Below are 23265 nucleotides of genomic sequence, written 5' to 3'. Positions count from 1 at the left end.
CAGGCGGACCGCGCTGTATCTCGCCATCTCGCCCGGCAGGCCGCACCCGCTTCGCCGAACGGGTCGAGTCGAGTCGAGTCGGCGGGCGCGCCGTGCAGGCCCACCAGGCCCATCGATGCCGTTCCGTCGAGGTTTGGCCGCGTTACGTCGCCGCCCGTGGCATTCTCCTGTCACGGTCGCCGAAGCTCCGGACAGGGCGGTCGCCGGGCCGGTCGACGGCAGACGGACTTCCGTCGGGGCCGACGACACAACGGCTCCGGGACGGTTGCCGCCGCACCAGGTCGGCACGGGGATGCAACGGGAGTGATGGTCCTGATCACGGAGCTCACCGCGGTGCGGCATGGGCAGAGCCTGGCGAACGTCGCCTTTCCGGCGGCGCGCGCGGCAGGGCGGGTCGAGTCGGGCATCACCACCCGTGATGCCGACGTGCCGCTCACCGCACTCGGCCGGGCGCAGGCGGCGGCCCTTGGGCGGGCGCTCGCCGCGCAGCCTCCGGCCATCCGTCCGCCCGACGTCGTCGTCTGCTCGCCGTACCTTCGAGCGCGGCGCACCTATGAGATCGCCGCCGACGCCGCGGAGCGCGGCGGGCTGCTGCTGCCCACGCCGAAGATCGACGATCGGCTGGTCGATCGGCTGATGGGCGACTTCGAGATGCTGACCCGGCTCGCGATCGACGCCAGGTTCCCGGCCCAGGCCGAGCGGTGGCGTGCCGAGGGCACCTGGTTGTTCCGCGCGCCCGGCGGCGGCGAGAACTTCCCTGACATCGCGGCCCGGCTGGGCTCCCTGCTCGCGGATCTGCATGACAGTCATGCCGGACGCCGTGTCCTCATCGTCGCCCACGACGCGGTGGTCGTCGTGCTGCGCCAGATCATCGAGGGTCTGTCCTTCGACGATCTGGCGCACATCAGCGCCACGGGGGGCATCCGCAACGCCGGCATCACCCGCTTCACGGGCCGCGACGGACGGCTCATCCTCGCCGAGTTCAACACCGTCACCCACCTGTCCGGCGTCCGCGCCGACCAGCCGACCTGACCCCCCGTCCCCCGGCCCCACAGCGCCGGACGACCATCCCCCCACAGCCGGACGGCCATCCCCCACAACAGCCTGCCCCCACCCCCGCGCCCGCCCTCGCAAGATCCCCTCCCCCTCCCCCTCCCCCTCCCGCCCCCGCCCTCCCCCTCCCGAATCCCATGGCCGTCACGCCCCGCAGTGGACTGTGGGGCAAGATCCGCCTACACAGGTCGTCGTGGGGGGCAAATCGGACACGAACGCCCCCACAAGGACCTGTTTGGATCTTGAGCCCGACAAGGGCGGTCGCGGACAGTTACTTTTGGGTATGGGATCCGTTGGTGGTCGGATGGGTCGGCGGCGGCGGCGATGCGACGTAGGCCACGGCGGTGAGGCGGGGTCGGCGGCACGAGCCAGGCCGAGATGATCAGCGAGGCACGGTATCGTTACGCTCAGGTCGAGAGGCGCTGCAACGGGCCCAGGTCCGCCACGCTCGACCCGAATCACTCCGAAAGGGCGCCTCCCACAACCGGGAGGTGTCGCATGGCCGTTTCCACCGTCCAGCCTGCGTGGGAGAGCAGCAGTGCGGTCGCGCTGCGGGAACTGCTGGCCCAGCGGGTGGTCGTGCTTGACGGTGCGTGGGGCACGATGTTGCAGAACGCCGGCCTCACGCCGGCCGACTACCAGCTCGAGCGGCTGCGCGACCATCCCAAGGACGTCACCGGCGACCCGGACCTACTGAATCTGACCAGGCCGGACGTCATTCTCGACGTCCACCGGCAGTATCTCGCCGCCGGCGCCGACATCACCACGACGAACACGTTCACCGCGACCACCATCGGCCAGGCTGACTACGGGTTGGAGTCCCTGGTCCGGGAGATGAACCTGGCGGGGGCGCGCCTTGCCCGGCAGGCGGCGGACGAGGCGGCGCAGGCCGCGCGGGACGCGGGCGAGACGGACGGGCGGCGGTTCGTCGCCGGGTCGATCGGGCCGCTGAACGTCACGTTGTCGCTCTCGCCGCGGGTGGAGGACCCGGCGTACCGGGCGGTGACGTTCGACCAGGTCAAGGCGTCGTACGCGGAGCAGATCAGCGCGCTGGCCGAGGGCGGCGTCGACCTGCTGCTCATCGAGACGATCTTTGACACGCTGAACGCCAAGGCCGCGATCGCCGCGGCCCGCGAGGTCGCGCCGCAGCTGCCGTTGTGGATCTCGGTGACGATCGTCGACCTGTCGGGGCGGACGCTGTCGGGGCAGACGGTCGAGGCGTTCTGGAGCTCCATCGCCCATGCGAACCCGCTGGTCGTGGGGGTGAACTGCTCGCTGGGCGCCGAGGAGATGCGCCCGCACGTCGAGGCACTCGCGCGCATCGCCAACACGTTCACCGCCTGCCATCCGAATGCGGGGCTACCCAACGCCTTCGGCGGCTACGACCAGACTCCCGAGGAGGCGGGCCGGCTCATCGGTGAGTTCGCCGCCGAGGGCATGGTCAACATCGTCGGCGGCTGCTGCGGGACGTCGCCCGCGCACATCGCCAAGATCGCGGCGGCCGTTCACGGGACGGCACCCCGCCGCGTGCCGAACCCCGAACCACACACCCGGTTCAGCGGCCTGGAGACGTTCGAGATCGGCGCGGACACCGGGTTCGTCATGATCGGCGAGCGGACGAACGTCACCGGCTCGGCCCGGTTCCGCCGGCTCATCGAGGGCGACGACTACCAGGCGGCCATCGACGTCGCGCTCGAACAGGTGCGCGGCGGGGCGAACCTGCTCGACGTGAACATGGACGCCGACCTGCTCGACAGCGAGCACGCGATGACGACGTTCCTGAACCTGCTGGCCACCGAGCCCGAGGTGGCCCGGCTGCCCATCATGGTCGACAGCTCGCGCTGGAGCGTGCTGGAGGCGGGGTTGCGCTGCGTGCAGGGCAAGGGCGTGGTCAACTCGATCAGCCTCAAGGAAGGCGAGGACGTCTTCCTCGGGCACGCCCGGCGCATCCGCGACTTCGGGGCCGGCGTCGTCGTCATGGCCTTCGACGAGAAGGGCCAGGCCGACACGGCCGAGCGCAAGGTCGCCATCTGCGGCCGCGCCTACGACCTGCTCACCCAGCAGGCCGGATTCCCGGCCGAGGACATCATCTTCGACCCGAACGTGCTGGCCGTGGCCACCGGCATCGCTGAGCACAACGACTACGCCAAGGAGTTCATCAACGCCCTGCCGCTGATCAAGAAGCGGTGCCCCGGCGTCCGGATCTCCGGCGGCATCTCGAACCTGTCGTTCTCGTTCCGCGGCAACGACATCGTCCGCGAGGCGATGCACTCGGCCTTCCTGCTCCACGCGGTGCGCGCCGGGCTCGACATGGGCATCGTCAACGCCGGGCAGCTCGCGGTCTACGAGAACATCCCCGCCGGGCTGCTCGAGCTCGTCGAGGACGTGCTGTTCAACCGGCGTGAGGACGCCACCGACCGGCTCGTCTCCTTCGCCGAGACGGTCAGCGGGAAGGGCACCCAGCGGGTCGTCGACCTGTCCTGGCGGGACGCACCGGTCGCGGCCCGCCTGTCGCACGCGCTGGTCCAGGGCATCGTCGACTTCATCGAGGCCGACACCGAGGAGGCCCGCGCCGTCGCCGCCCGGCCCCTCGACGTCATCGAGGGCCCGCTGATGGACGGCATGAAGATTGTCGGCGACCTGTTCGGCGCGGGGAAGATGTTCCTCCCGCAGGTCGTCAAGAGCGCCCGGGTGATGAAGCGCTCCGTCGCCTACCTGGAACCGTACATGGAGGCCGAGAAGGCCCAGCTCGCCGCCGAGGCAGCGGCGGCCGGCGGTACGTCCGGCACCGGCACCGCGGCGGGCCCGGTCGTGGCGGCGGCACCCGAGCGGCGGGGCAACGGGACGATCGTGATGGCCACCGTCAAGGGCGACGTCCACGACATCGGCAAGAACATCGTCGGCGTGGTGCTCGGCTGCAACAACTACGACGTGATCGACCTCGGCGTGATGGTGCCGGCCAAGGTCATCCTGGACACCGCGGTCGCCGAGGGCGCGGACGCGATCGGCCTGTCCGGGCTGATCACCCCGTCCCTGGACGAGATGGTCGCCGTCGCCGCCGAGATGCAGCGCCGTGGCCTGCGGCTGCCACTGCTCATCGGCGGCGCGACCACCTCGCGGCAGCACACCGCGGTACGCATCGCTCCCGCGTACGAGGCGACCACCGTGCATGTCCTCGACGCCTCGCGGGTCGTCGGCGTCGTGTCGGATCTCCTGGACCCGAAGCGGGCCGCGGCGCTCGACGTGTCCAACCGGGACGAGCAGGCGCGGCTGCGTGAGCAGCACGAGAACCGGCGCGCGCAGCCGCTGCTCAGTCTGGACCAGGCGCGCGCCAATCGGGAGCAGGTCGACTTCCCCGGCCTGCCGGTCCCGCCGTTCACCGGGTTGCGGGCGGTCAGCCCGGAGCTCGCCACCCTGCGTGACATGATCGACTGGCAGTTCTTCTTCCTGGCCTGGGAGCTCAAGGGCAAGTTTCCGGCGATCCTCGACCAGCCGGTCGCACGCGAGCTCTACGACGAGGCGAACGCGCTGCTGGACCAGATCGTCAAGGACGGCAGCCTCACCGCCAAGGGCGTGTACGGCTTCTGGCCGGCCTTCTCCGACGGCGACGACATCATCCTCGAGACCGACGGCGGCCAGGTGCGGTTCCCGATGCTGCGCCAGCAGACGCAGAAGCCCGCCGGACGGCCCAACCGCAGCCTCGCCGACTACATCGCCCCTGGTGGCACTGGTGGCACCGCCGCCCCGGCCGGCGATCACCTTGGCGCGTTCGCGGTGGGCATCCACGGCGCCGATGTTCTCTCCGCCGAGTTCGAGGCCCGGCAGGACGACTACCGCTCCATCATGGTCAAGGCGCTCGCGGACCGGCTCGCCGAGGCCTTCGCCGAGCATGTCCACCTCGTCGCCCGCCGCGAGTGGTTCGAGCCCGACGCCGAGCCGAGCCTCGCGGATCTGCACGCCGAACGGTTCCGCGGGATCCGCCCGGCGTTCGGCTACCCGGCAAGCCCCGACCACAGCGAGAAGCAGGAGCTCTTCGACCTGCTCGACGCCCGTGCCGCCGGCCTCGCCCTCACCGAGTCGTACGCGATGACCCCGGCGTCCGCCGTCAGTGGCCTGATCTTCGCCCATCCGGCGTCGACGTACTTCACCGTCGGGCGGATCGGCCGCGACCAGGTCGAGGACTACGCCGGCCGCCGCGGCCTCGAGGTGGCGGAGGTCGAGCGCTGGCTGCGCCCGAACCTCGCCTACGACCCCGACTGAGCGCGGCCGACCCCGCCGCGGCCACGACCAGCGCCCAGCCAGCCCGATTGATCGCCAGGGGTCGCGGGTATCCGGATCCTGTGCATCCGCCCGTGTCGCGCCGCGCGCCCCGCGAAGGTCGCGCACCCGCGGACCGCGGCTCGTGGGTGACGGTGCTGGTGGTCGTCGCCCTGCTGGTAGCCGCGGTGCTCGTCAGTCGGCCGCATGGCGGAGGCGGTACAGGCAACGGCGGCGGGGGGGCCGGCCCAGCGCTGGTGGTCGGGGACTCGGTCGTCGCGCTCGCGGGCCAGGCCGTGGGTACCGGTGCGGTGGGTACCGGTGCGATGGGTCCCGGTGAGGCGGGGGCCCACGACCGGAGCACGGCCAAGGGGGCGGTGCGGCTGATCGGCTACCCGGGGCTCACCCCCGACGTGTTCGGCGCGGCGGCGTCCTCGCCGTTGCTCGCGAGTGACCTCGCGGCCGCGGGCCACCCGCGCACCGTGGTGCTGAACTGGAACGGCAACAATCCGCGGGCTCTGCTCGGGACCACCCTCGTGGCCGACTACCGGGCCGAGCTCACCGCGCAGATCCGCTGGTACCTGGACCACGGGGTGACCAGGGTGGTGCTGGCCGCGGCCCTACCGTCCGTGGTGAACAACGCCGGCCGGCAGGTCGACTGGGGCTCCCCGGCCTCGGCGCGGCCCGGCGCGATGCTGGGCAGCGATCGGCTGAACGAGATGTACCGGGGGCTCGCCGGTATGTTCGGCGCCTCGGTGCGCTACTCCGAGCGGGCAGCGCGGGCGATCCACCCGTCCATGGCGTTCAGCTCGGCCCTGGACGGTCACCTGTGCATCGTCGACGTCATCCATCCCGCGCCGTACTGCGCCGCGCGCTACGCCAAGGCCCTCGCCGACCTCGCCCACCACCCCGACGACAGGTGATCGGGCAGAGGCGTGGATGGTCCGCGCAACCCTTCCGGGTGCTATCCGGCGGATTCGGTCAGGGGCGCGTAGGCGTCGGGGCGACGGGTGGCGAGGAAGGGGAACAGGGCGAGCCAGTCTCGGCGCTGGTCCAGGTCAAGGTCGGCGACCAGGACGGCGGGCGTGTCCCGCGGGGCGCGCACGAGAATGCGGCCGTACGGGTCGCTGATGAACGAGCTGCCGTAGAACGTCAGGGTGCCCTCGCAGCCGATCCGGTTGACGGCGACCATGAACGTCCCATTGGCGATGCCGTTGCCGACGATGACGGTGCGCCACAGCGGCTCGGTGTCGAAGTCCGGATGGTCCGGCTCCGACCCGATCGCGGTCGGGTAGACGAGGACCTCCGCGCCGGCCAGGCCGTAGGCGCGGGCAAGCTCGGGGAACCACTGGTCCCAGCAGGTGGGGAAGCCCAACCGGGCCACGTCCCGGGCCGCTGTGTCCCGGGGGGCCGCTGTGTCCCGGGCCGTTGTGCTCCGCGCCGCGTCCCGGCCCTGGTCCATCGTGGTGACGGGAAACGTGATCACGGGGAAGCTGCCGGCATCGGCAACCGGACCGGGGCGAAAGTAGCGGTCCTCGTGGTAGCCGGCAGTCACGGGGATGTGCATCTTGCGGGTGCGGGCGAGCAGCGACCCGTCCGGCCCGACGACGATGGCGGTGTTGAATCCCAGCCCGTCACCCTGACCACTGGGTGCATGAGCACCGCCGGGTGCGTGAACACCCCCGGATGCATGGCCGTCAGGTGCGTCGCCGTCGGCCCGTTCGTACAGCGACATGTGCACCGCGATGCCCAGCTCCGTGGCGAGCCGGGTGGCGAAGGTGCGGGTGGGACCGTCATCGATGCTTTCCGCGAGCACCGCGGGGCCGCTGTCGCCCGGTCCGCGTGGTGGCGGTGAGTCGGCGAAGTAGCGGGACAGCGTCAGCTCCTGGAAGCAGACGAGCCGGGCGCCGAGTCCGGCGGCGATGACGGCACCGGCTCGCAGCGCCGCGGCGTGCTCGGCCGGGTCCGGATGCCAGCGGTGCTGCACGGCCGCGATCCGCAGCGGCTCCCGCCGCGATGGTGTCACCCGAGCGGGCGAGTCGGGCACGCCGATGCTGGTGATCGTCAGCATCGGCGTATCGTCCCACGCCCGGTGATCGATCCGGTGCCATCGGCCCCTGCCGGGATGGCGCGGCCCTGCGAGGATACGGAGCGTGACCGCGATTCCCGGCTCCGCCGACGGTGGCACGGGGGCCAGCCGAGCTGCCTCGCCGGTATCCCGCCGGATGCCGGCGGAGTGGGAGCCGCATCGGCGGACCTGGATGGCGTTTCCGCCGCCGAACGCCACATTCGGCCCGCCGGACTCCCCCGGCCTGAGCGCGGCCCGAGCGGTCTGGGCCCAGGTGGCGACGATCATCAGCCACCACGAGCCGGTCACCCTCGTCGCCGCGCCGGGCGGGGACGCGGACGAGGCGCGACGGCTGGTGCCCAGCGGGGTGACGGTGGTCGAACGTCCGCTCGACGACGCCTGGATCCGCGACACCGGCCCCACGTTCACCGTCGATGCCGAGGCGCAGAACGGCCACCGGCTCGGCGCGGTCGACTGGACGTTCAACGGCTGGGGCGCGCAGCAATGGGCCTGCTGGGACGCGGATCGCCAGCTCGCCAGCATGATCGCCGAGCTTGCCGGCGCGGCGGCGCGCCCCTCGCCGCTGACCAACGAGGGCGGGGGCATCGCCGTGGACGGTGCGGGCACCGTGCTGCTCACCGAGACGGTGCAGCGCGACCCGCAGCGCAATCCCGGCTGGCAGCGGGCCCAGGTGGAGGCGGAGCTACACGCCCAGCTCGGCACATCCCACGCGATCTGGCTGCCCCGCGGCCTCGCCCGCGACTACGACCGGCTCGGCACCCGAGGGCATGTGGACATGATGGCCGCCTTCGTCCGCCCGGGGCTCGTCGCCGTGCACCACCAGCCGGACCCCGCGCATCCGGACCATGCGACCAGCCGGGAACTCGCCACGCTGCTACGCGCCAGCCGGGACGCCCGCGGCCGCTCCCTCGACGTCGTCGAGATCACGGCCCCGGACGTGCTGGAGGTCGACGGCGGGCCAGCCGGCTACTCGTACCTGAACTACTACGTCGCCAACGGGGTGGTGGTGGCCGGCGTCTTCGCCGACCCTCGAGACGCGGCGGCCCTCGACCTGCTCGCTCGGCTCTACCCGTCCCGGCGCGTCGAACCGGTGGACGCCCGGGTGATCTTCGCGAACGGCGGCGGGGTGCACTGCATCACCCAGCAGCAGCCCTCCTGATCATCCGGCGGCGGGCCCGATCACCCGCCCATCCTGTTGACACCCGTATCGGAAATCGTTTTCATTAGTATCGCCCGATACGGCCGATACGGCCGCCGCGACCGATCGACCTGCACTGACGAGGATGCCGTGCCCGACTCCCCTGACCATGCGATCACTCATCATCGCCCGCCGGCAGCCAGAGCCGGCATGACACCCGAAACCGGCAGGACGCGTGGAACCGGCAGCGCGCGTGAAAGGGGCGCGGCGTCCGGCCGGGGCATGGCAGTCCGAGCAGGCACGATGCTGGTCGCGCTGGTGCCGTTGGCCGCCGCGCTGGCCAGCTGCGGTTCGTCCGGCGCCGACGGGGGTGCGTCCGCACACGCCGACGGACGGGTGCCGGTGGTCGCGACGACGAGCCAGGTCGCAGATTTCACCCGAGTGGTCGGCGGCGACCGCGTCACGGTCACCCAGATCCTGCGACCGGGAGTCGATCCGCATGACTACGAACCGACCCCGGCCGACATCGCCGCGATCGCGGACGCCAAGGTCCTCGTCGAGAACGGAGTAGGGCTGGAGAGCTGGCTGGACGACACGATCGACGCGTCGGGATTCGACGGCGTAAAGGTCGACACGAGCAAAGGCGTGACGATCCGCGCCGGCCAGGGGGACGAGGAGAAGGACGGCGACCCGCACATCTGGCACGACCCGCTCAACGCCAAGATCATGGTGGCGGACATCGAGCGTGGACTCGCCCAGGCGGAGCCATCCGCGGCCGCACAGTTCCATGCGAACCGGGTCGCCTACGACACCAAGCTGGATGCCCTGGACGCCGACACCCGCCGCCAGATCGCCACAATCCCCGCACCCGACCGCAAGCTGGTCACCAACCACGACGCTTTCGGCTATTACATCGCCCGCTACGGGCTGACCTTCGTCGGCTCGATCATCCCGAGCTTTGACACCTCCGCGGAACTGTCCGGCAGCAACATCCGAAAACTGGTCGCGGCGATCCGGCAGACCGGGACGAAGGCGGTCTTCTCCGAGTCATCGCTGCCGCCGCGCACCGCGCGGACGATCGCGGCCGAGGCCGGGGTGCGGGTGGAGGCCGGCGAGGACTCGCTGTACGGCGACTCCCTGGGCCCGGCCGGCTCCGAAGGTGACACCTACCTGCACATGGAGGAGCACAACACGCGCACGATAGTCAAGGCACTACGCTGAGCGACGACACACCCGGAGCGGATCCGAATTGACCCTTACGTCACTGTAGTGTTGGGGGCGGAATGGGCGGGGGCGCGCAGGACCGCGACACCCGCCGAGCAGGCCCGACACCGGCTCGAGGTAGTTGACGTGGATGACGACGCGAGGCCCGATGCGCGGCTCGACACCAACTCGGCGTGGCGCGAACCCAGCACCACGCCCCTTTCGATCCTTCCCCGGGAACTACCGCATTTGCGGCCGCCGCCCACCGGACCGGACGACGGCCGATCCTCCACCGCGAAGCCGGCGGGCAGCGCACCGCGTCCTCGCGACAGCCCCGCGGACACGCTGGCGGACGCGCGTGCGGACGTCCTGGTGGACGTGCGGGAGGTGCCGACCGAACCAGTCGTTCAGGCGGAACCATCCCGGGGACGGAGCGCAGGCCGCGCGGGCGCGCTGTGGACCGTGTTCGACCAGGTGGTGTCCAGCGGGACCAATGCGGCGATCAACTTCGTCATCGCCCGACGGGTGGACTCGACCGAGTTCGGCGCGTTCGCGATCGCCTACACGATCTTCGCCATGGTGGTCGGCCTCTCCCGGGCCGCGGCGACGGCGCCGCTGGGGATCAGCTACGCGGACGTCCCGTTGCGGGCGTTCCGCTCGGCGGTGCGGCAGGCAGCGGGCACGGCGGTCACCCTCGGGACTGTCGTCGGGGTGATCCTGGTGCTGGTCGGCGCGGGCATGGCCGACACGATCGGGCTGAACCTCGCCGCCATGGGACTGATCATGCCGGCGTTGCTGCTGCAGGACGCGTGGCGCTACGCCTCCTTCGCCCAGGGACGTCCGCTGCTCGCGGTGGCGAACGACCTGGTCTGGGCGGGAGTGCTCGGCGTCGGCCTGTGGATGCTGGCGACATTCGCGTCGGGAGGCTCCGGCGGCGCGGCGGCGATGGTGCTGATCTGGGGCCTGGCCGCGACGGTCGCGGCGCTCGTCGGCGTCGTCCAGCACCGGGCGTGGCCGCAGCCGCGTCGTGCCCGCGCCTGGTTCACCGGCAACCGGGAGACAACCGGGTTCATGACCGCCGAGTTCCTCTCCCTGCAGGGCGCGCAGCAGACGTCCACCCTGGTCATCGGCGCTGTGGGTTCGACCGCCCTGGTCGGTGCCCTGCGCGGGCTGCAGACGTTGCTTGCCCCCACCACGAACCTGGCCGTGGCCCTGCTGAGCTTCGCGATCCCCGAGTTCTCCCGGCGCAGGCACATGCCCGCCCGCTCTGTGCTGCGCGGCGCCTACCTGGTCAGCGGGTTGGTGGTCGTCTCGAGCACGCTGTGGGGCCTCGCCTTCCTCGTCCTTCCGTCCGACTTCGGCTCCGCCCTGCTCGGTGACACCTGGGAGCAGACCCACGATCTGCTGTTGCTCGCCGTCATCGCCCAGGCCGGGCCGGGGCTCGCGGTGGGTCCCGCGGCCGTGCTGTACGCGTTCGGCCGGACTCGGCTCACCTTCTGGATCAACGTGGTCTTCGTGCCGTTCCTGCTCGCCTGCCCGGTCACCGGGCTGCTCGTCGGCGGTGCACGGGGCGTGGTCATCGGCAACATCATCGTGTACTGGGCGACGATCCCGCCGTGGCTGTACCACCTGCACCGCCAGGCCCGCCGCTCCAGCCGACAGTGACCTCGCAGTGGCCCCCAGACCTCGCAGTGGCCCCCGGCAGCGGACATGCCCGCCGCGGGCAGGCGACATATCCGGTCGTGTTCTCACCCGCCGCGGAGGTTTAACACCGAATACTCGACGGGCGGCCTGATGACCGTAACCGTCGACTTGCGACGGCCATGGGTGTGGCTAGACTGCTATTACGGAGCCGCCGGAGGACCGTTCACAAGACGTGATCCGCGGTTTCGAGAAGCCCATTTTCCATGCGAAAGGGGTATCCCATGGCTAGCACCCAGACCAAGCCACAGGACGTCCGACTCGAGAAGCTTTTCCAGGCGGTCGACGCCAACAACGACGGGGTCATCGACTGGAGCGACTACGAACGCATCCTCGACCGGTACTTTTCCGGCTTCGAGCTCGACAAGAACTCCTATGAGGCCCGAGCCCTGTGGGCAGCCCACCAGCACTACTGGTACGAGCTCCTCCGGCACTCGGACAGCCGCGATCGGCTGAACAAGGACGACTTCATTCAGGCCATCCGGCTCCTGACCCTGGACACCAGCCGCTTCAACCTGGTCGAGGGACTGCCGCACGCCGTCTTCGACATCATCGACCGCAACGGCGACGGCGCCATCAGCAAGGATGAGTTCGGCCGCTATCTCGAGGTCTGGGAGATCGATCCGAAGAACGGCCTCGAGGTCTTCGACCGGATCGACAGCGACGGCGACGGCACCATCAGCCGGCACGAGTTCCTGCGCTCCTGGCGCGAGTTCTACTACACCCCTGACTGGGAGGCGCCGGGCGCCCGCTACTTCGGCGTGGAGTAATACCGGCAAATCCAGTAAGACTGGTAAGTCCGGTACATCCGTCAGGCCGGCAAGGCCGGTTCCGCCCACCGTAAGAACCCCGCCGGCGCCGGGAGGCCCTGCCGCCATCGGGGAGCTTCCCCCCGCAGGGCGGTACGGCCCGGCCTGACTCCGGCCGCTTCGGTGCTGGTCAGCCTGCTGGTCGGCCTCGGCCGGGCCGTGAGTGGGGTGTGCCCGCCCTGCACCCGCGGGCCACGCACACCCACTGCCCTGGCCCCACTGCCCTGGCCCCACTGCCCTGGCCCCACTGCCCTGGCCCCACTGCCGCAGGCGCATCGCTCACAGCGTAACGACGTGGTCGGCGAAACCGGACCGGCAATGGAATGTCAAACGGCGCACGGAAGGCTGTCGCGAGCATGACGACACTCGGTCTCATCGGTAGTGGAAACATCGGCGGAACCCTGGCGCGACTCGCCGTACAAGCCGGTTACGACGTGGTTCTTTCCAACTCGCGTGGGCCGGAGACCCTCGCGGGCCTGGTCGCGGAGCTCGGCCCACACGCCCGCGCCGCCACGTCCGCCGAGGCCGCCGAGGCCGGTGATCTCGTGGTCGTGACCGTGCCCCTGCACGCATACCAGGCCGTCCCGGTGGAACCGCTCGCCGGCAAGGTGGTCATCGACACCAACAACTACTACCCGGACCGCGACGGGAAGATCGCCGAGCTCGAGGACGAGTCGACGACGACCAGCGAACTGCTCGCCGCGCACCTGCCCACCTCGCATGTGGTCAAGGCGTTCAACAACATCTACTTCACGCACCTGCTGAAGCTCGCTCGCCCCACCGGCGCACCGGACCGCACCACCCTGCTGATCGCCGGCGACGACCCGGGTGCCAAGGCCACCGTCACCGCGTTCCTCGACGCCATCGGCTACGACACCCTCGACGCCGGCCCGCTGGCCGAAGGTTGGCGCTTCCAGCGCGACACCGCCGCCTACACGGGCCTCTACATCGGCCCGGACGGTCTCGCGGGCCCGCCGCGCACCGGCGTCGGCCCGGACGAGATCCGCCCACAGCTCGCCGCCGCCCGCCGCTACGCCGACACCAGGCCATAGCTCACGGACCTCAGATGAGCGGTGTGTTCTGGGCCAGCCACGGCGCGCGTGGCCCCTGTCCATCTGCCCAAGCGACGCCCGCCCCTTTCCTCAAGCCGAGCGCCGACACGCCGCCAGGCCGCTGACGGCGCCTGCCCACGGCGGGCACCCGGTGGGCGCCGGATTCGATCAAGTTCGCGGTTGCCCCTGAGCTATCATCAGGACGCCGGGGCCGGTGTCGCTCGGGCCACAGGACTTACCGGGAAACTGAAGGAGCGCTGGGCTACATGCTGTGGAATGACCGGCTGGTTCAGGACCTGACGGGTCGCCAGGTGGTCAATGACTCCAAGACCCCATCCGGTCCTGTTCACGTCGGTGCCCTGCGCGGTGCATTGATCCATGACGCGGTGTACCGCAGCCTCACCCAACGCGGTCTCCCGGCTCGCTACCTCTTCGGCGTCGACGACTATGATCCTCTGGATGAGCTCCCGGCCGCCGGTGGAGAGCATTTTCGTCAGTATCTCGGAATGCCGTTGTGCAATGTTCCCGCTCCGCCGGGATCCGATGCGGACAGCATCGCCGCCTACTACATCCGTGATTTCTTTGAGGTCTTCCGCCAGCTGCACATCGATGCGGAAACCTACCGCATGCGCGACATCTATCGCTCCGGCGAGTTCGACAGCGAGATCGACATCATACTACGGCACGCCGACACCGTCCGCCGCGTGGACCGCGAAGTGGCTCATGCTCGCCGTCCCGATGACTGGTACCCGTTCCAGGTCATCTGCGAAGCTTGTGGGAAGATCGGGACCACTCGCGTCAGCCACTACGACGGACAGCTGGTCACCTACAGCTGCGAGCCGTCACTGGTGAAGTGGGCAGAAGGCTGCGGAAACAGAAATCAAATCTCTCCCTTCGGCGGAAACGGAAAGCTGTCCTGGAAGCTTGAATGGGTGGCCAAATGGCACCATTTCCCAGTGACCATAGAAGGGGCAGGGAAGGACCACAACGCCCCAGGCGGTTCGAGAAACGTCGCCGTGCGCTGCCTCCAGGAGATCTTCGGCGACACGCCGCCTCGCAATATTCCCTATGAATTCTTCCTTGTGGGTGGAGCCAAGATGAGCTCCTCCCGGGGAGTCGGCGTCACGGTGCGAGACATGGCTCGTCTCCTACCACCGGAGATGCTGCGTTTCCTGATGCTGAGAACCCAGCCGAACAAGACAGTTGACTTCCAGCCCGACGTGGCTCGTCTCACCCGGCTCTACAGCGACTTCGACCGCGTCAGGGCGCAGACCGCGACCGGAGCGATGGGCGGCGGGCTGTACCAGCTCGCAGCCCTCGATGACGAGCCTGCCTACTATGCACCGCCCTTCGACCTGGTCGCCAGCCTGATCCAGCTCCCGCATCTTGACATCGAGCAGGAGATCGCCCGGCTCAAGGGCGACCCCCTGACCGCACGGGAAGCGCGGAAGACGGCGGATAGGATCGCCGGAGCTCGGTACTGGCTGAAGCGTTTCGCGACACCCGAGGAACGCCTTGAGCTCAAGAGCGAGCTTCCACTTCAAGCCGCCGGGCTCAGCACCGTCCAGATTGCATTTCTTCACCATGCCGCCAAGGCGCTTCAGGCCACGCTCTGGGAGGCGGACCTGATCCAGGCAGAACTTTTCAACGCGGCACGGCTGACTCCCCTGGCGCAACGTGACGCATTCGAAGCGATCTACGTCGTTCTCTTTGGCGCCCTGTCGGGGCCCCGCGCCGGAAATCTGTTGGCGTTCCTTGACAGACGCTTCGTGCTCGGCAGGCTCACCGAGGCACCTTTCGACGAGGACGCCTTCTGGCGTGAGGCAAGTCTTGACGATGCCTCTGCGGCCCGCTGGCTGGAGGGCCTCGCACCGCAGGCTCGCGACGTTTCGGCAAATCTTGTCTTTCTTACTTCGGACAGTCATGCACCCGTATCCAGTTCGCCAGGTTCACCCGTTGCCGGAGGCGTGGAGCTCACCGTCGTCCACGAGGACGGCAAGGCCTACCGCCAGCGCGTGGATTTCGCCGCAATCGAGGTATCACAGGCGAACCCCACTGCATACGATCGTGGCCAATACGCACGGCACGCCCTCGCCTATATCGCCGCGTTGGAAGACCGCATTGGCCGTGAGATCACGAAGACCGGCGCTCCGATGTAAACATTCACCTGGTTTAACGATCTTGCTGTAGGTGACGGTTCGCGGGCATGGTTGTGGGCCGCGCCGGGCGGGGTGGTAGGGGCGGGGTGGGAGCGGCCGTCAGGTGGGGACGACACAGGGCCTCGGCAAAGTTGTCGGTCAGCAAGCAAACTTCATGATCGTCTCTAGTGGGCGTTCGGGGCGGCGGGCGTGGTGACGGATTCCCGCGGCGATGTTCGTGACACCGGCCAGGCGTAGGACCGCGATCGCGAAGTTGCGCAGGCTGGCCATGACCTGGGGCGCGTTACCGGTCCGTACCTGGCTGAGGTCCTCACCGAAAGTGGTGTCGCGGACCCAGTGCAGCCGGTTCTCGACCAGCCAGCGCTCGCGGACGAACGCGGCGAGCCGGGTCGGGCTGGCCTGATGTGTCGGCAGGCTGGTGACCAGGTTGGCGACCTCGGTCTCGGCTGGCCCGTCGGCGAGCGGCTGACGTGGGCGGGTGATCTGTACCGCCTGCACGGCGTGCGGGAAGAGCAGTCTGGCGCGGACCTCGGTGGCTTTCACGGTGCGCCGCTCGCGGCGGCCGTGGCCACGCTCGACGGTGCGCGCGGTGGTCGTCACCTGGCGCCAGGGCAGGGCTGCGAGCTGGGCATACAGGCTGGGCTGGTTCGCTTTGACCGTCAGCATGTAGTGCGCCCCGCGGCTGATCAGCCAGCGAGCGGTCTCGATCTGAGTATGCGGAGCGTCCGCCATGATGATCACGCCGGTCAGGTCGAGGTCGGCGAGCAGGACGGGTAGCGCGGGGATCTCGTTCGATTTCGCGCTACACCGCCGGCCGCGCCCGGCGCCAGTACCAGCTCGCCGAACCGGAAAACCGGCTGGTCACCCGCCAGCTGGAAACCGACTGGGAAAGGGCACTGGCCGACCTCGACCGGCTCGAAACCGACTACCAGCGGTTCATCGAGACCCGCCCGGCCGCGCTCACCACCGACGAACGGGCGGCCATCACCGCTCTCGCCCACGACCTGCCCGCACTCTGGAACGCCCCGACCACCAGCCAGACCGACCGCAAACAGCTCCTACGCACGCTGATCGACGAGATCACCATCGCGGTCGTCGACACCAGCGAGCTCGTCGACGCCACGATCACCTGGGCCGGCGGGCACCAGACCCACGGCCGCACCACCCGCCCGGTCGCCCGCCTCGACCAGCTCTCCTACTACCCCCACCTCGTCAAACGGATCACCGAACTCGCCGACGCAGGCCGCTCCAGCCGGCAGATCGCCGACCAGCTCAACGCCGAGGGACTACGCCCGCCGAAACGCACCACCCGGTTCGGCCCCGGACAGATCCTCACCCTCACCCGCCGCCTCGGCATCGGGATCCACCACCCCCGCGACACCCGCACCGCCCTGGCCAACCCCGGGCCCGGCCGATGGTCGGTGGCCGGCCTCGCCGTCGCCCTGGGCATGCCGACCGCCACCCTCTACAACTGGATCTACCGGGGATGGATCACTGCCCAGCGCCACCCGGACGGCAGATCCTGGATCATCCTCGCCGACGACGCCGAGATCAGGCGGCTCCGCGAACGCCGGGATCGCCCACCCGGCTACTACACCCGAGCCCGCTGGACCCACCCCCGCCCGGCACCGCCAGACCACAGCACGAACGGAACCCAGACATGAAAAACGATCACAGCTTCAGGAGCATCAACAGTGGCTCACTGAGGACGACTTCCAGTCGAACAAGGAACTCGCCGCCCTCGACAAACAACCAGGTCCGCCTGTGGATCTCCTGGCACCGCTGCACCCTGCTCGCGATGCTCACCTACGCGTTCCACCACCACCGCCACGGCGCACCAGACCGAACCAGCCCCCGGGCTGATCCCGCTGACCACCACCAGGTCCGCCACCTGTTCGTCGAGATCGCCCTACCGCGGCCCGCCCTGCCTGACACCTTCAAGCCGGCCTGGTCCTGGTGGCGACGGCGACGGCAGTTCCTCGCCCAAGAGTGTCACTACCACCGACAGGCCCAGAAAGCACAGATCACTTGATCGAAAAATGTCGGGTTGGAGTACTAGCCGGCAAGACTCAGGCTCCGTCCGGGGTAGTTCAGGCCCTCAGCCCCTCATCCAATGATCTCGGTCTGGATGATGTCTCCCATTCGGCGAGCCTGTGAAGCACCCTGGTGTAGAGGACGTTGAGGGGAAACTCATCGTCCAGAACTGCGCCGATCAGGGAGTCCTGACTGCCGTCGTCCAGCTCGAACCTCTCGGATGACCATTTGGATTCGAGCGCGGGAGGAACATATCTTGCGACGAACTTGTGGGCGCGATGCCAGAACTCAGGCGTATTGGCAGCGAGACCTGACCGGTACAGCTCGTCGATCTCCGCCAGAAGATTATCGAACGCCGATGCCACGGCAGGCCAGTCGATTCTCATGGCTCCGTCCTGATAAGCGAACGGCGGAGAGTCCGAGATGAGGCATCGTCCCATGAGAATCTGACCAGCGAGAGAATCATAGTTGCGTACCCGGAGGCCAACGACGGGGAACCGCAGCGTGCGATCGAAGAGAATCGCATACTGCATCATCCGAGCATACTGCAGCTGGGCGGACACGAGGAGTTTCTGGGCGAGTTGAAACGAGACCAGATCGACTCGGAGCTCTTCGATCGCACCCATCCAGAAGGGCTGGCGTACGCCCTCCGTAAATGGCACAAGGGGCATATGACCGATGAAATGGCTCTTGTCGTGTACGAGATCCCAGAGCGCGAAGATGACCGTGACGATGTCTGGTTGAAACAACATCCAGGCCAGGTCCGGAGGCACGTCCATATCGAGCAGGGCGCACGCTCTCAGCACATAGTCAACGAACCTCTTCGCCTCGCGGGAGCACAATATTATCCCGAAATGAGAGAACTCCTGGCTGTGGGCCTGAGTTGGCACGGAGGACGGAAATAGAACGGCGCATTCAGAATCATAGCCCCCGGTGTGCGAGATCAGCTCGCAGGGTACGAACGTTTCGTTCTTTACCCAGTGCGAGTTGACCTCGGCCAGCCAGTCCGGCCATATGCACCGCAGGTGGAGGGCCTCAAATCGTGTACCAGGCGAGCCGTTCGGAGTGGAGAGAGGGAGGATCGCGACGTGCTCCATGCCGTCGCTCCTCCACTTCTGCGGAGTGTAGGCCCGCAAGGCCTCGTCGAACGTCAGCCGGCCAAATCCGTCACCAGCCCACGTCTCCAGGCATCGCCGCACCGCATCGAGGTACTCGGCCTGGTACGGCATCAATGCCGCGAGCTGCTGACACTGGCCGGCGATCAGGCGAATACTGTCCCACGCGGACGCATGATGAAGTCGGCCTATGGCTCCATCCGCGTCCTGAAGCCGGCGGACCCCTTCGACTGACTCCCTGAGAGCCTCGTAGACATCAACCGCTGGTTGCGGGCGCTGCATTCTGACTGGAAGCTGCCGCGGCATCACCGCCCAAACGAGGTTCAGTGCGAGATCCGCGTAGTCAGCACGCAAACTATTCCTCTCGAATACACACGGGTCGGCCACGACCGCGACTCGGCCGGCCCCGTGGCCGGCGAGCGTGACCGGATGATGCGCCTCATGTTCGAGAGGATGGTCGACGGTGTCTCGTCGGATGGTTCCACCGATCCCCGCGGAGACTCCGGCGCACGGCGGACGGGTCAGGCAGTGAGCGAAGAGATCGAGCTGTAGCGGCATTCCGGGCTCGCCTGGTTTGTCCATGTCGCGATGGAAGAATTCAGCGGCGGGCACAGTCAGAAGATCTAGTAGTTCAGGAGGGAGGCCAAGGTGCGCAGCACCCGGCGGCGCGGTGGGGAGGAAGAGAACCAAGCCGCCGCCGTCTTCTACGTGCCGGAGCAGACATCTCGCGTGCCGGCGGTCGATGAGTGTGGCCGGACCGTTACCTGCAGGCTCGCGGTCATCGTGCTGAGATACCGAGACGATAAGTATGTCCGCAGCTCGTGGCCGGCCCGTTTCCAGCTCGGCCAGGTCGAGCGGAGAGCACTCAAACCCACCCTGTCGAAGTTTTGCAACGAGCCCGTCGTGATCTAGCCGCGAGCTCACACCGGCGACCAGGTCATCACTTTCTATGGCAGCTGAGGACGGTCGGTCAAATTGATCATGAATGAGTACGCGCCCGAATGATTTTACCGATTTGACTTGTGCCATGTCTCTTCCGTATACATTATTGCGTTCCCTTTTCGGCAGCAGAGCGGCGAGGCTGATGGCGTGGCAGACTCGAGAGGCCCCAGTCTTAAGCTCGGACCCATGCGGGTCCGGAAATCTCCTCGGCGAACGTCCGTCAACTGCGACTAGATTTACCGCGCCGAGCCGGAACAAGTCCGTCATCTACCGCCGATGGGGGCGGAGGCTGTCGCGTGGGGGCATGGTGGTATTGCGGCGGTGAAGTTGGTGACGGGTGCGGCGCGGAAGACGATCCGTCGTGGGATGGATGAACTGGACGACCCGATGGTCGTCAGGGGTGGGCGGGTGCGGGTGCCGGGGGGTGGCCGTAAGAAGGTCGAGACCGCCCAGCCGGGGGTCGTTGAGGCGCTCGACGGGCTGATCGAGCCGGAGAGTCGCGGTGACCCGGAGTCGCCGTTGGGGTGGACGACGAAATCGACGCGCGGGCTTGCCGACGAGGTGGCGTCGCTGGGTTTTTCGGTCAGCCATACGGTGGTTTCCAAGGTGCTGCGGGGGATGGGTTTCAGTCTGCGGTGCACGCGTAGGACGAGGGAGGGTGGTAGCCGTCCCCGACCGGGACGCCCAGTTCCGCCACATCCACGACCTGGCGGCGGTCTTCCTCGCGGCCGGGGACCCGGTGGTCAGCGTTGACACGAAAAAGAAGGAGCTGGTCGGGGCCTTCGAGCGGGACGGCCGCGAGTGGCACCCGAAGGGCCAGCCGGTCGAGGTGAACGCCTACGCCTTCCCGCATCTGGCCGACGGGAAGGCGATTCCTTACGGCGTCTACGATCTTGCCGGCAACTCTGCCTGGGTGTCGGTCGGGATCGATCACGACACGTCGCAGTTCGCTGTCGCATCGATCGGCCGGTGGTGGGACGAGATGGGTCGGGAGAAATATCCGAAAGCCCGCCGGCTGATGATTACCGCGGACTGCGGAGGGTCGAACGGAAACCGGCCGTGGCTGTGGAAACTCGAGTTGGCGGCGTTCGCCGTCAGGACGGGCCTGGAGATCGTTGTCTGCCACCTCCCGCCTGGTACCAGTAAATGGAACAAGATCGAGCACCGGTTGTTCTCCCAGATCAGCGTCAACTGGCGCGGCCGACCGCTGACGACCTACGCCACCATCGTCAGCCTCATCGCGAACACGACCACCACCACCGGCCTCGTCGTGCGCTGCGAACTCGATCCCGCGGACTACCCCACGAAGATCCAGTTGACCAGGGCCCAACGCGAATCAGTCCCGATAGAGCGCGAAGCGTTCCATGGCGAGTGGAACTACAGATCCTTCCGGTGAAGGAGGAGACTATTTAATTACCGCTTCTAGAGCCAGTCGTTCGCGGCACAGTTGTCGGGAGGGTATCTCATTGCATCGAGCGCGATTCATCAAAGCATACTCCTGAAGACAGTGACGGAGGGACCAAGGCTGGCGCTTTCACGACTTACGGCCCGACTGTCCGCGCAGAACAAGGAGCGCCCCGAACTGCTGGCGGTGAGGGTGAACCCAGGTGCGCCCTCAAGCTTTTCGTGGAGCAGATCCCATGCCTGCTCCACGACATCGGTGAAATCGTTCTCCGGATTCGGGACCCGGATCGATCCACATCAATAAGATGATTCGGTCTGGCCGTCACGGAATTTTGTGGGATAAATTTCTCCGGCGATCGCATCCGGCCTGAGTTAACCCGTACTTGCGGAAAGATCGATTTCGAACATCTCGACTGTGGAGATCGTGAGTAGCGAGTCGTCCGCGTGGCTTTTAGCATACACCCGCAGCAGGCTCGAGATCCGATAATATGATTCGTCATATTCTGGGCTGCTTACTGCGTACAGCAGGTGCACGTCGACCAGCTGTTCGAGGAGCTCCTCCGCAGCGAAGAGATCAAGCCCCATAAAGGCCGCCGCAGTCGCGACACTGAACTCGCCCTGGTCGAATTTCGCAACTTGCCTGAAAGCGGACGCAGCAGATCTGCTGAGTCGATTGTACGTCCCTGTAAAGCTTTCGTCCAGCTGCCGGTCGAGTTGTGAGATACCGTTGATGCGGCGCTCGTCCTCCACTCGTTTGGCGAGATGCGAAGCTGTCCAGTGTGGTCTGGCAAGGAGTTGTGCGGTGGCTGATTGTAGAGCCAACGGAAGACCCTCACACAGTGCTACAAGCCTCGAGATACCAGCCGGGTCTTCGGCGGTCCGACTTGTTCCGATGATTGTTTCCATCATGGCTGTCGACGCCTCGTTGGACAGCTCTCCCAGCCTTAGATGCAGGGTTTCGTTGCCAGTTGCTGCTTCGCAGTAACTACTGCGGCTGGTGACGAGCACGCCACAGGTTCCACTGCCGGGTAGTAACGGCGCGAGCTGCGCGCGATCTGCCACGTTGTCGAGGAGAATGAGCACCCGGCGTCCATAGAGTACGCTTCGGTAAAGTGCGGTACGCGCACTTCTACTAGGCGGAAGCTGGTCGGCGGCAAACCCCAGCGCACTCAGGAAGACCTCGAGAATCTGATCTGTTCTGTCGATGTACTCTTCCCCGTGGCAACCGGAGAGATTTGCAAAGAGAAGGCCGTCCGGAAAATGGCTCGCAACCGAATGGGCCCAATGTGTTGCGAGGGTTGTTTTCCCCGAACCTGGGCCTCCAGTGATGAGCCCGAATGCAGGAGAATTGACCTCCTTGGAGGTTTCTAACAGGGTATCCAACAGCGCCATCTCCTGTTCTCGGCCAACGAAGTATGGCGGCGCCGGAGGGATCTGTGCCGGCGTCGGCAGAGCAACTATCTGCGATGAAGGTGTGCAGTCCACAGCGGATGGAATTTCATCACGAAGTATCGCGTCGTGGATTTTCTGGAGATCGGGGCCTGGCTCAATGCCGAGCTCCTTGACTAAGTGGCTCCGTCCCTCACGGAACACTGCAAGCGCCTCCGCTCGCCGGCCCGACAGATAATGCGCCCGCATAAGATCACCGCGGGCTCGCTCGCGGAGCGGGTTCTCACGTACGAAGGGGGTTAGCTCCGCGGCTGCCGCAAGATGCCGGCCCAGCAGCAGCTGTGTCGATGACCGCGTCTCATAGGCGAGTAGACGTTGCTCTTCCAAGTCGGCGGATTCTGCCTCGACCAGTTGGCTGATTATTCCCGCGAAGGCTCTTCCTCGCCAGAGAGCGAGACCCTCATTGAGGAGATCGACGGCTTTGTGAGCATTACCGTCACGGAGCACCTGTTGCGACTCCCTGACCAGATTCGAAAACTCCGCGGAGTCGAGGCTCACGCCGTCTGCGACAAGTTGGTACCCTGGAGAGGCAGTCACGATGAGATCGGACTCCCACCCGGCCGACCTAATGATTTTCCGAAGTCCGGCGACGCCGATCGAGACCTGAGTGCGAGATGTCACCGGCGGCCTGTGGCCCCAGATCGCCTCGGCCAGGAAGTCCACGGACACAACCCTGCCCTCCGCCAGTATCAAGATTGCCAGAATAATATTCTGGCGTGGACCTCCTGGTTTGATTTTTTGTCCGTGCACTCGCATTTCGAGCGGCCCGAGGACCCGGAAGCTAAGTGTGTTCGCCACGCGCCCGATCTCCTGAGAGGATGATCTTCCCTGGCTAGTTCCACCTTCAATCACGTAAACAA

16 protein-coding genes, 1 pseudogene and 1 riboswitch are annotated in these 23265 nt (G+C 67.4%); of the genes and pseudogenes, 12 read left to right on the top strand and 5 right to left on the bottom strand.

Annotation, left to right across the window (positions count from 1 at the left end; all coding sequences use genetic code 11):
- Positions 1–306 precede the first annotated feature (306 nt).
- The 3 genes from MXD95_RS02530 (at position 307) to MXD95_RS02520 (ending at position 6233) form a co-directional block, all read left to right on the top strand.
- Entirely contained in the window at positions 307–1032 is a 726-nt protein-coding gene (locus MXD95_RS02530; RefSeq protein ID WP_250638866.1) for a histidine phosphatase family protein, read from the top strand.
- Positions 1033–1461: 429 nt separating this feature from the next.
- Positions 1462–1537: riboswitch (S-adenosyl-L-homocysteine riboswitch) on the top strand.
- 14 nt (positions 1538–1551) lie between these two features.
- Entirely contained in the window at positions 1552–5313 is a 3762-nt protein-coding gene (gene metH / locus MXD95_RS02525) for a methionine synthase (RefSeq protein WP_250638865.1), read from the top strand.
- 146 nt (positions 5314–5459) lie between these two features.
- Positions 5460–6233: a hypothetical protein gene (locus MXD95_RS02520; RefSeq protein WP_250638864.1), complete on the top strand. Its 774-nt coding sequence runs from the start codon at positions 5460–5462 to the stop codon at positions 6231–6233.
- A 41-nt stretch (positions 6234–6274) separates the two neighbouring features.
- On the opposite strand, the gene MXD95_RS02515 is transcribed toward MXD95_RS02520, so the two are convergent.
- On the bottom strand, positions 6275–7381 hold the full coding sequence (locus tag MXD95_RS02515; RefSeq protein WP_250638863.1) for a nitrilase-related carbon-nitrogen hydrolase: 1107 nt from the start codon (positions 7379–7381) through the stop codon (positions 6275–6277).
- A gap of 82 nt (positions 7382–7463) precedes the next feature.
- Between MXD95_RS02515 and MXD95_RS02510 the strand changes: the two genes are divergently transcribed.
- The 6 genes from MXD95_RS02510 to lysS all read left to right on the top strand — a co-directional run bounded on the left by MXD95_RS02510 (position 7464) and on the right by lysS (position 15461).
- A complete protein-coding gene (locus tag MXD95_RS02510; RefSeq protein ID WP_250638862.1) occupies positions 7464–8558 on the top strand; it encodes an agmatine deiminase family protein in 1095 nt (364 codons plus the stop codon).
- Between the two features lie 282 nt (positions 8559–8840).
- A complete protein-coding gene (locus MXD95_RS02505; protein ID WP_250638861.1) occupies positions 8841–9758 on the top strand; it encodes a metal ABC transporter solute-binding protein, Zn/Mn family in 918 nt (305 codons plus the stop codon).
- Between the two features lie 129 nt (positions 9759–9887).
- Complete coding sequence (locus MXD95_RS02500; protein WP_250638860.1) at positions 9888–11405, top strand: MATE family efflux transporter; 1518 nt, start codon at positions 9888–9890, stop codon at positions 11403–11405.
- A gap of 260 nt (positions 11406–11665) precedes the next feature.
- Entirely contained in the window at positions 11666–12211 is a 546-nt protein-coding gene (locus MXD95_RS02495; protein WP_250638859.1) for an EF-hand domain-containing protein, read from the top strand.
- 395 nt (positions 12212–12606) lie between these two features.
- A complete protein-coding gene (locus tag MXD95_RS02490; RefSeq protein WP_250638858.1) occupies positions 12607–13302 on the top strand; it encodes an NADPH-dependent F420 reductase in 696 nt (231 codons plus the stop codon).
- A gap of 266 nt (positions 13303–13568) precedes the next feature.
- Entirely contained in the window at positions 13569–15461 is a 1893-nt protein-coding gene (gene lysS, locus MXD95_RS02485) for a lysine--tRNA ligase (RefSeq protein ID WP_250638857.1), read from the top strand.
- 138 nt (positions 15462–15599) lie between these two features.
- Here lysS and MXD95_RS02480 read toward each other — a convergent pair whose 3' ends face one another.
- Both MXD95_RS02480 and MXD95_RS02475 read right to left on the bottom strand, forming a co-directional pair.
- Complete coding sequence (locus MXD95_RS02480) at positions 15600–16211, bottom strand: ISAs1 family transposase (RefSeq protein ID WP_250638975.1); 612 nt, start codon at positions 16209–16211, stop codon at positions 15600–15602.
- A 308-nt stretch (positions 16212–16519) separates the two neighbouring features.
- Entirely contained in the window at positions 16520–16669 is a 150-nt protein-coding gene (locus MXD95_RS02475) for a hypothetical protein (protein ID WP_250638856.1), read from the bottom strand.
- Positions 16670–16882: 213 nt separating this feature from the next.
- On the opposite strand from MXD95_RS02475, the gene MXD95_RS02470 reads away from it, so the two are divergent.
- Entirely contained in the window at positions 16883–17125 is a 243-nt protein-coding gene (locus MXD95_RS02470) for a hypothetical protein (RefSeq protein WP_250638855.1), read from the top strand.
- Entirely contained in the window at positions 17122–17493 is a 372-nt protein-coding gene (locus tag MXD95_RS02465) for a hypothetical protein (RefSeq protein ID WP_250638854.1), read from the top strand. Before MXD95_RS02470 ends, MXD95_RS02465 begins: the two co-directional genes overlap by 4 nt.
- A 58-nt stretch (positions 17494–17551) precedes the next feature.
- Here the strand turns inward: MXD95_RS02465 and MXD95_RS02460 are convergent, their stop codons facing one another.
- Positions 17552–19819: a DUF6421 family protein gene (locus MXD95_RS02460; RefSeq protein WP_250638853.1), complete on the bottom strand. Its 2268-nt coding sequence runs from the start codon at positions 19817–19819 to the stop codon at positions 17552–17554.
- On the opposite strand from MXD95_RS02460, the pseudogene MXD95_RS02455 reads away from it, so the two are divergent.
- Positions 19787–20965, top strand: a pseudogene (locus MXD95_RS02455) (ISAzo13 family transposase). The gene MXD95_RS02460 and the pseudogene MXD95_RS02455 overlap by 33 nt on opposite strands.
- Positions 20966–21328: 363 nt before the next feature.
- On the opposite strand, the gene MXD95_RS02450 reads toward MXD95_RS02455, so the two are convergent.
- Positions 21329–23203, bottom strand: a complete 1875-nt coding sequence (locus tag MXD95_RS02450) for an AfsR/SARP family transcriptional regulator (protein WP_250638852.1) — start codon at positions 23201–23203, stop codon at positions 21329–21331.
- Positions 23204–23265 lie beyond the last annotated feature (62 nt).

This window comes from Frankia sp. AiPa1, from assembly GCF_023243075.1.
In the GTDB taxonomy this organism is placed as follows: Bacteria; Actinomycetota; Actinomycetes; order Frankiales; family Frankiaceae; genus Frankia.
The sequence above is the reverse complement of the archived record's forward strand: the minus strand, read 5'-3'. Positions and strand labels throughout refer to the sequence as shown.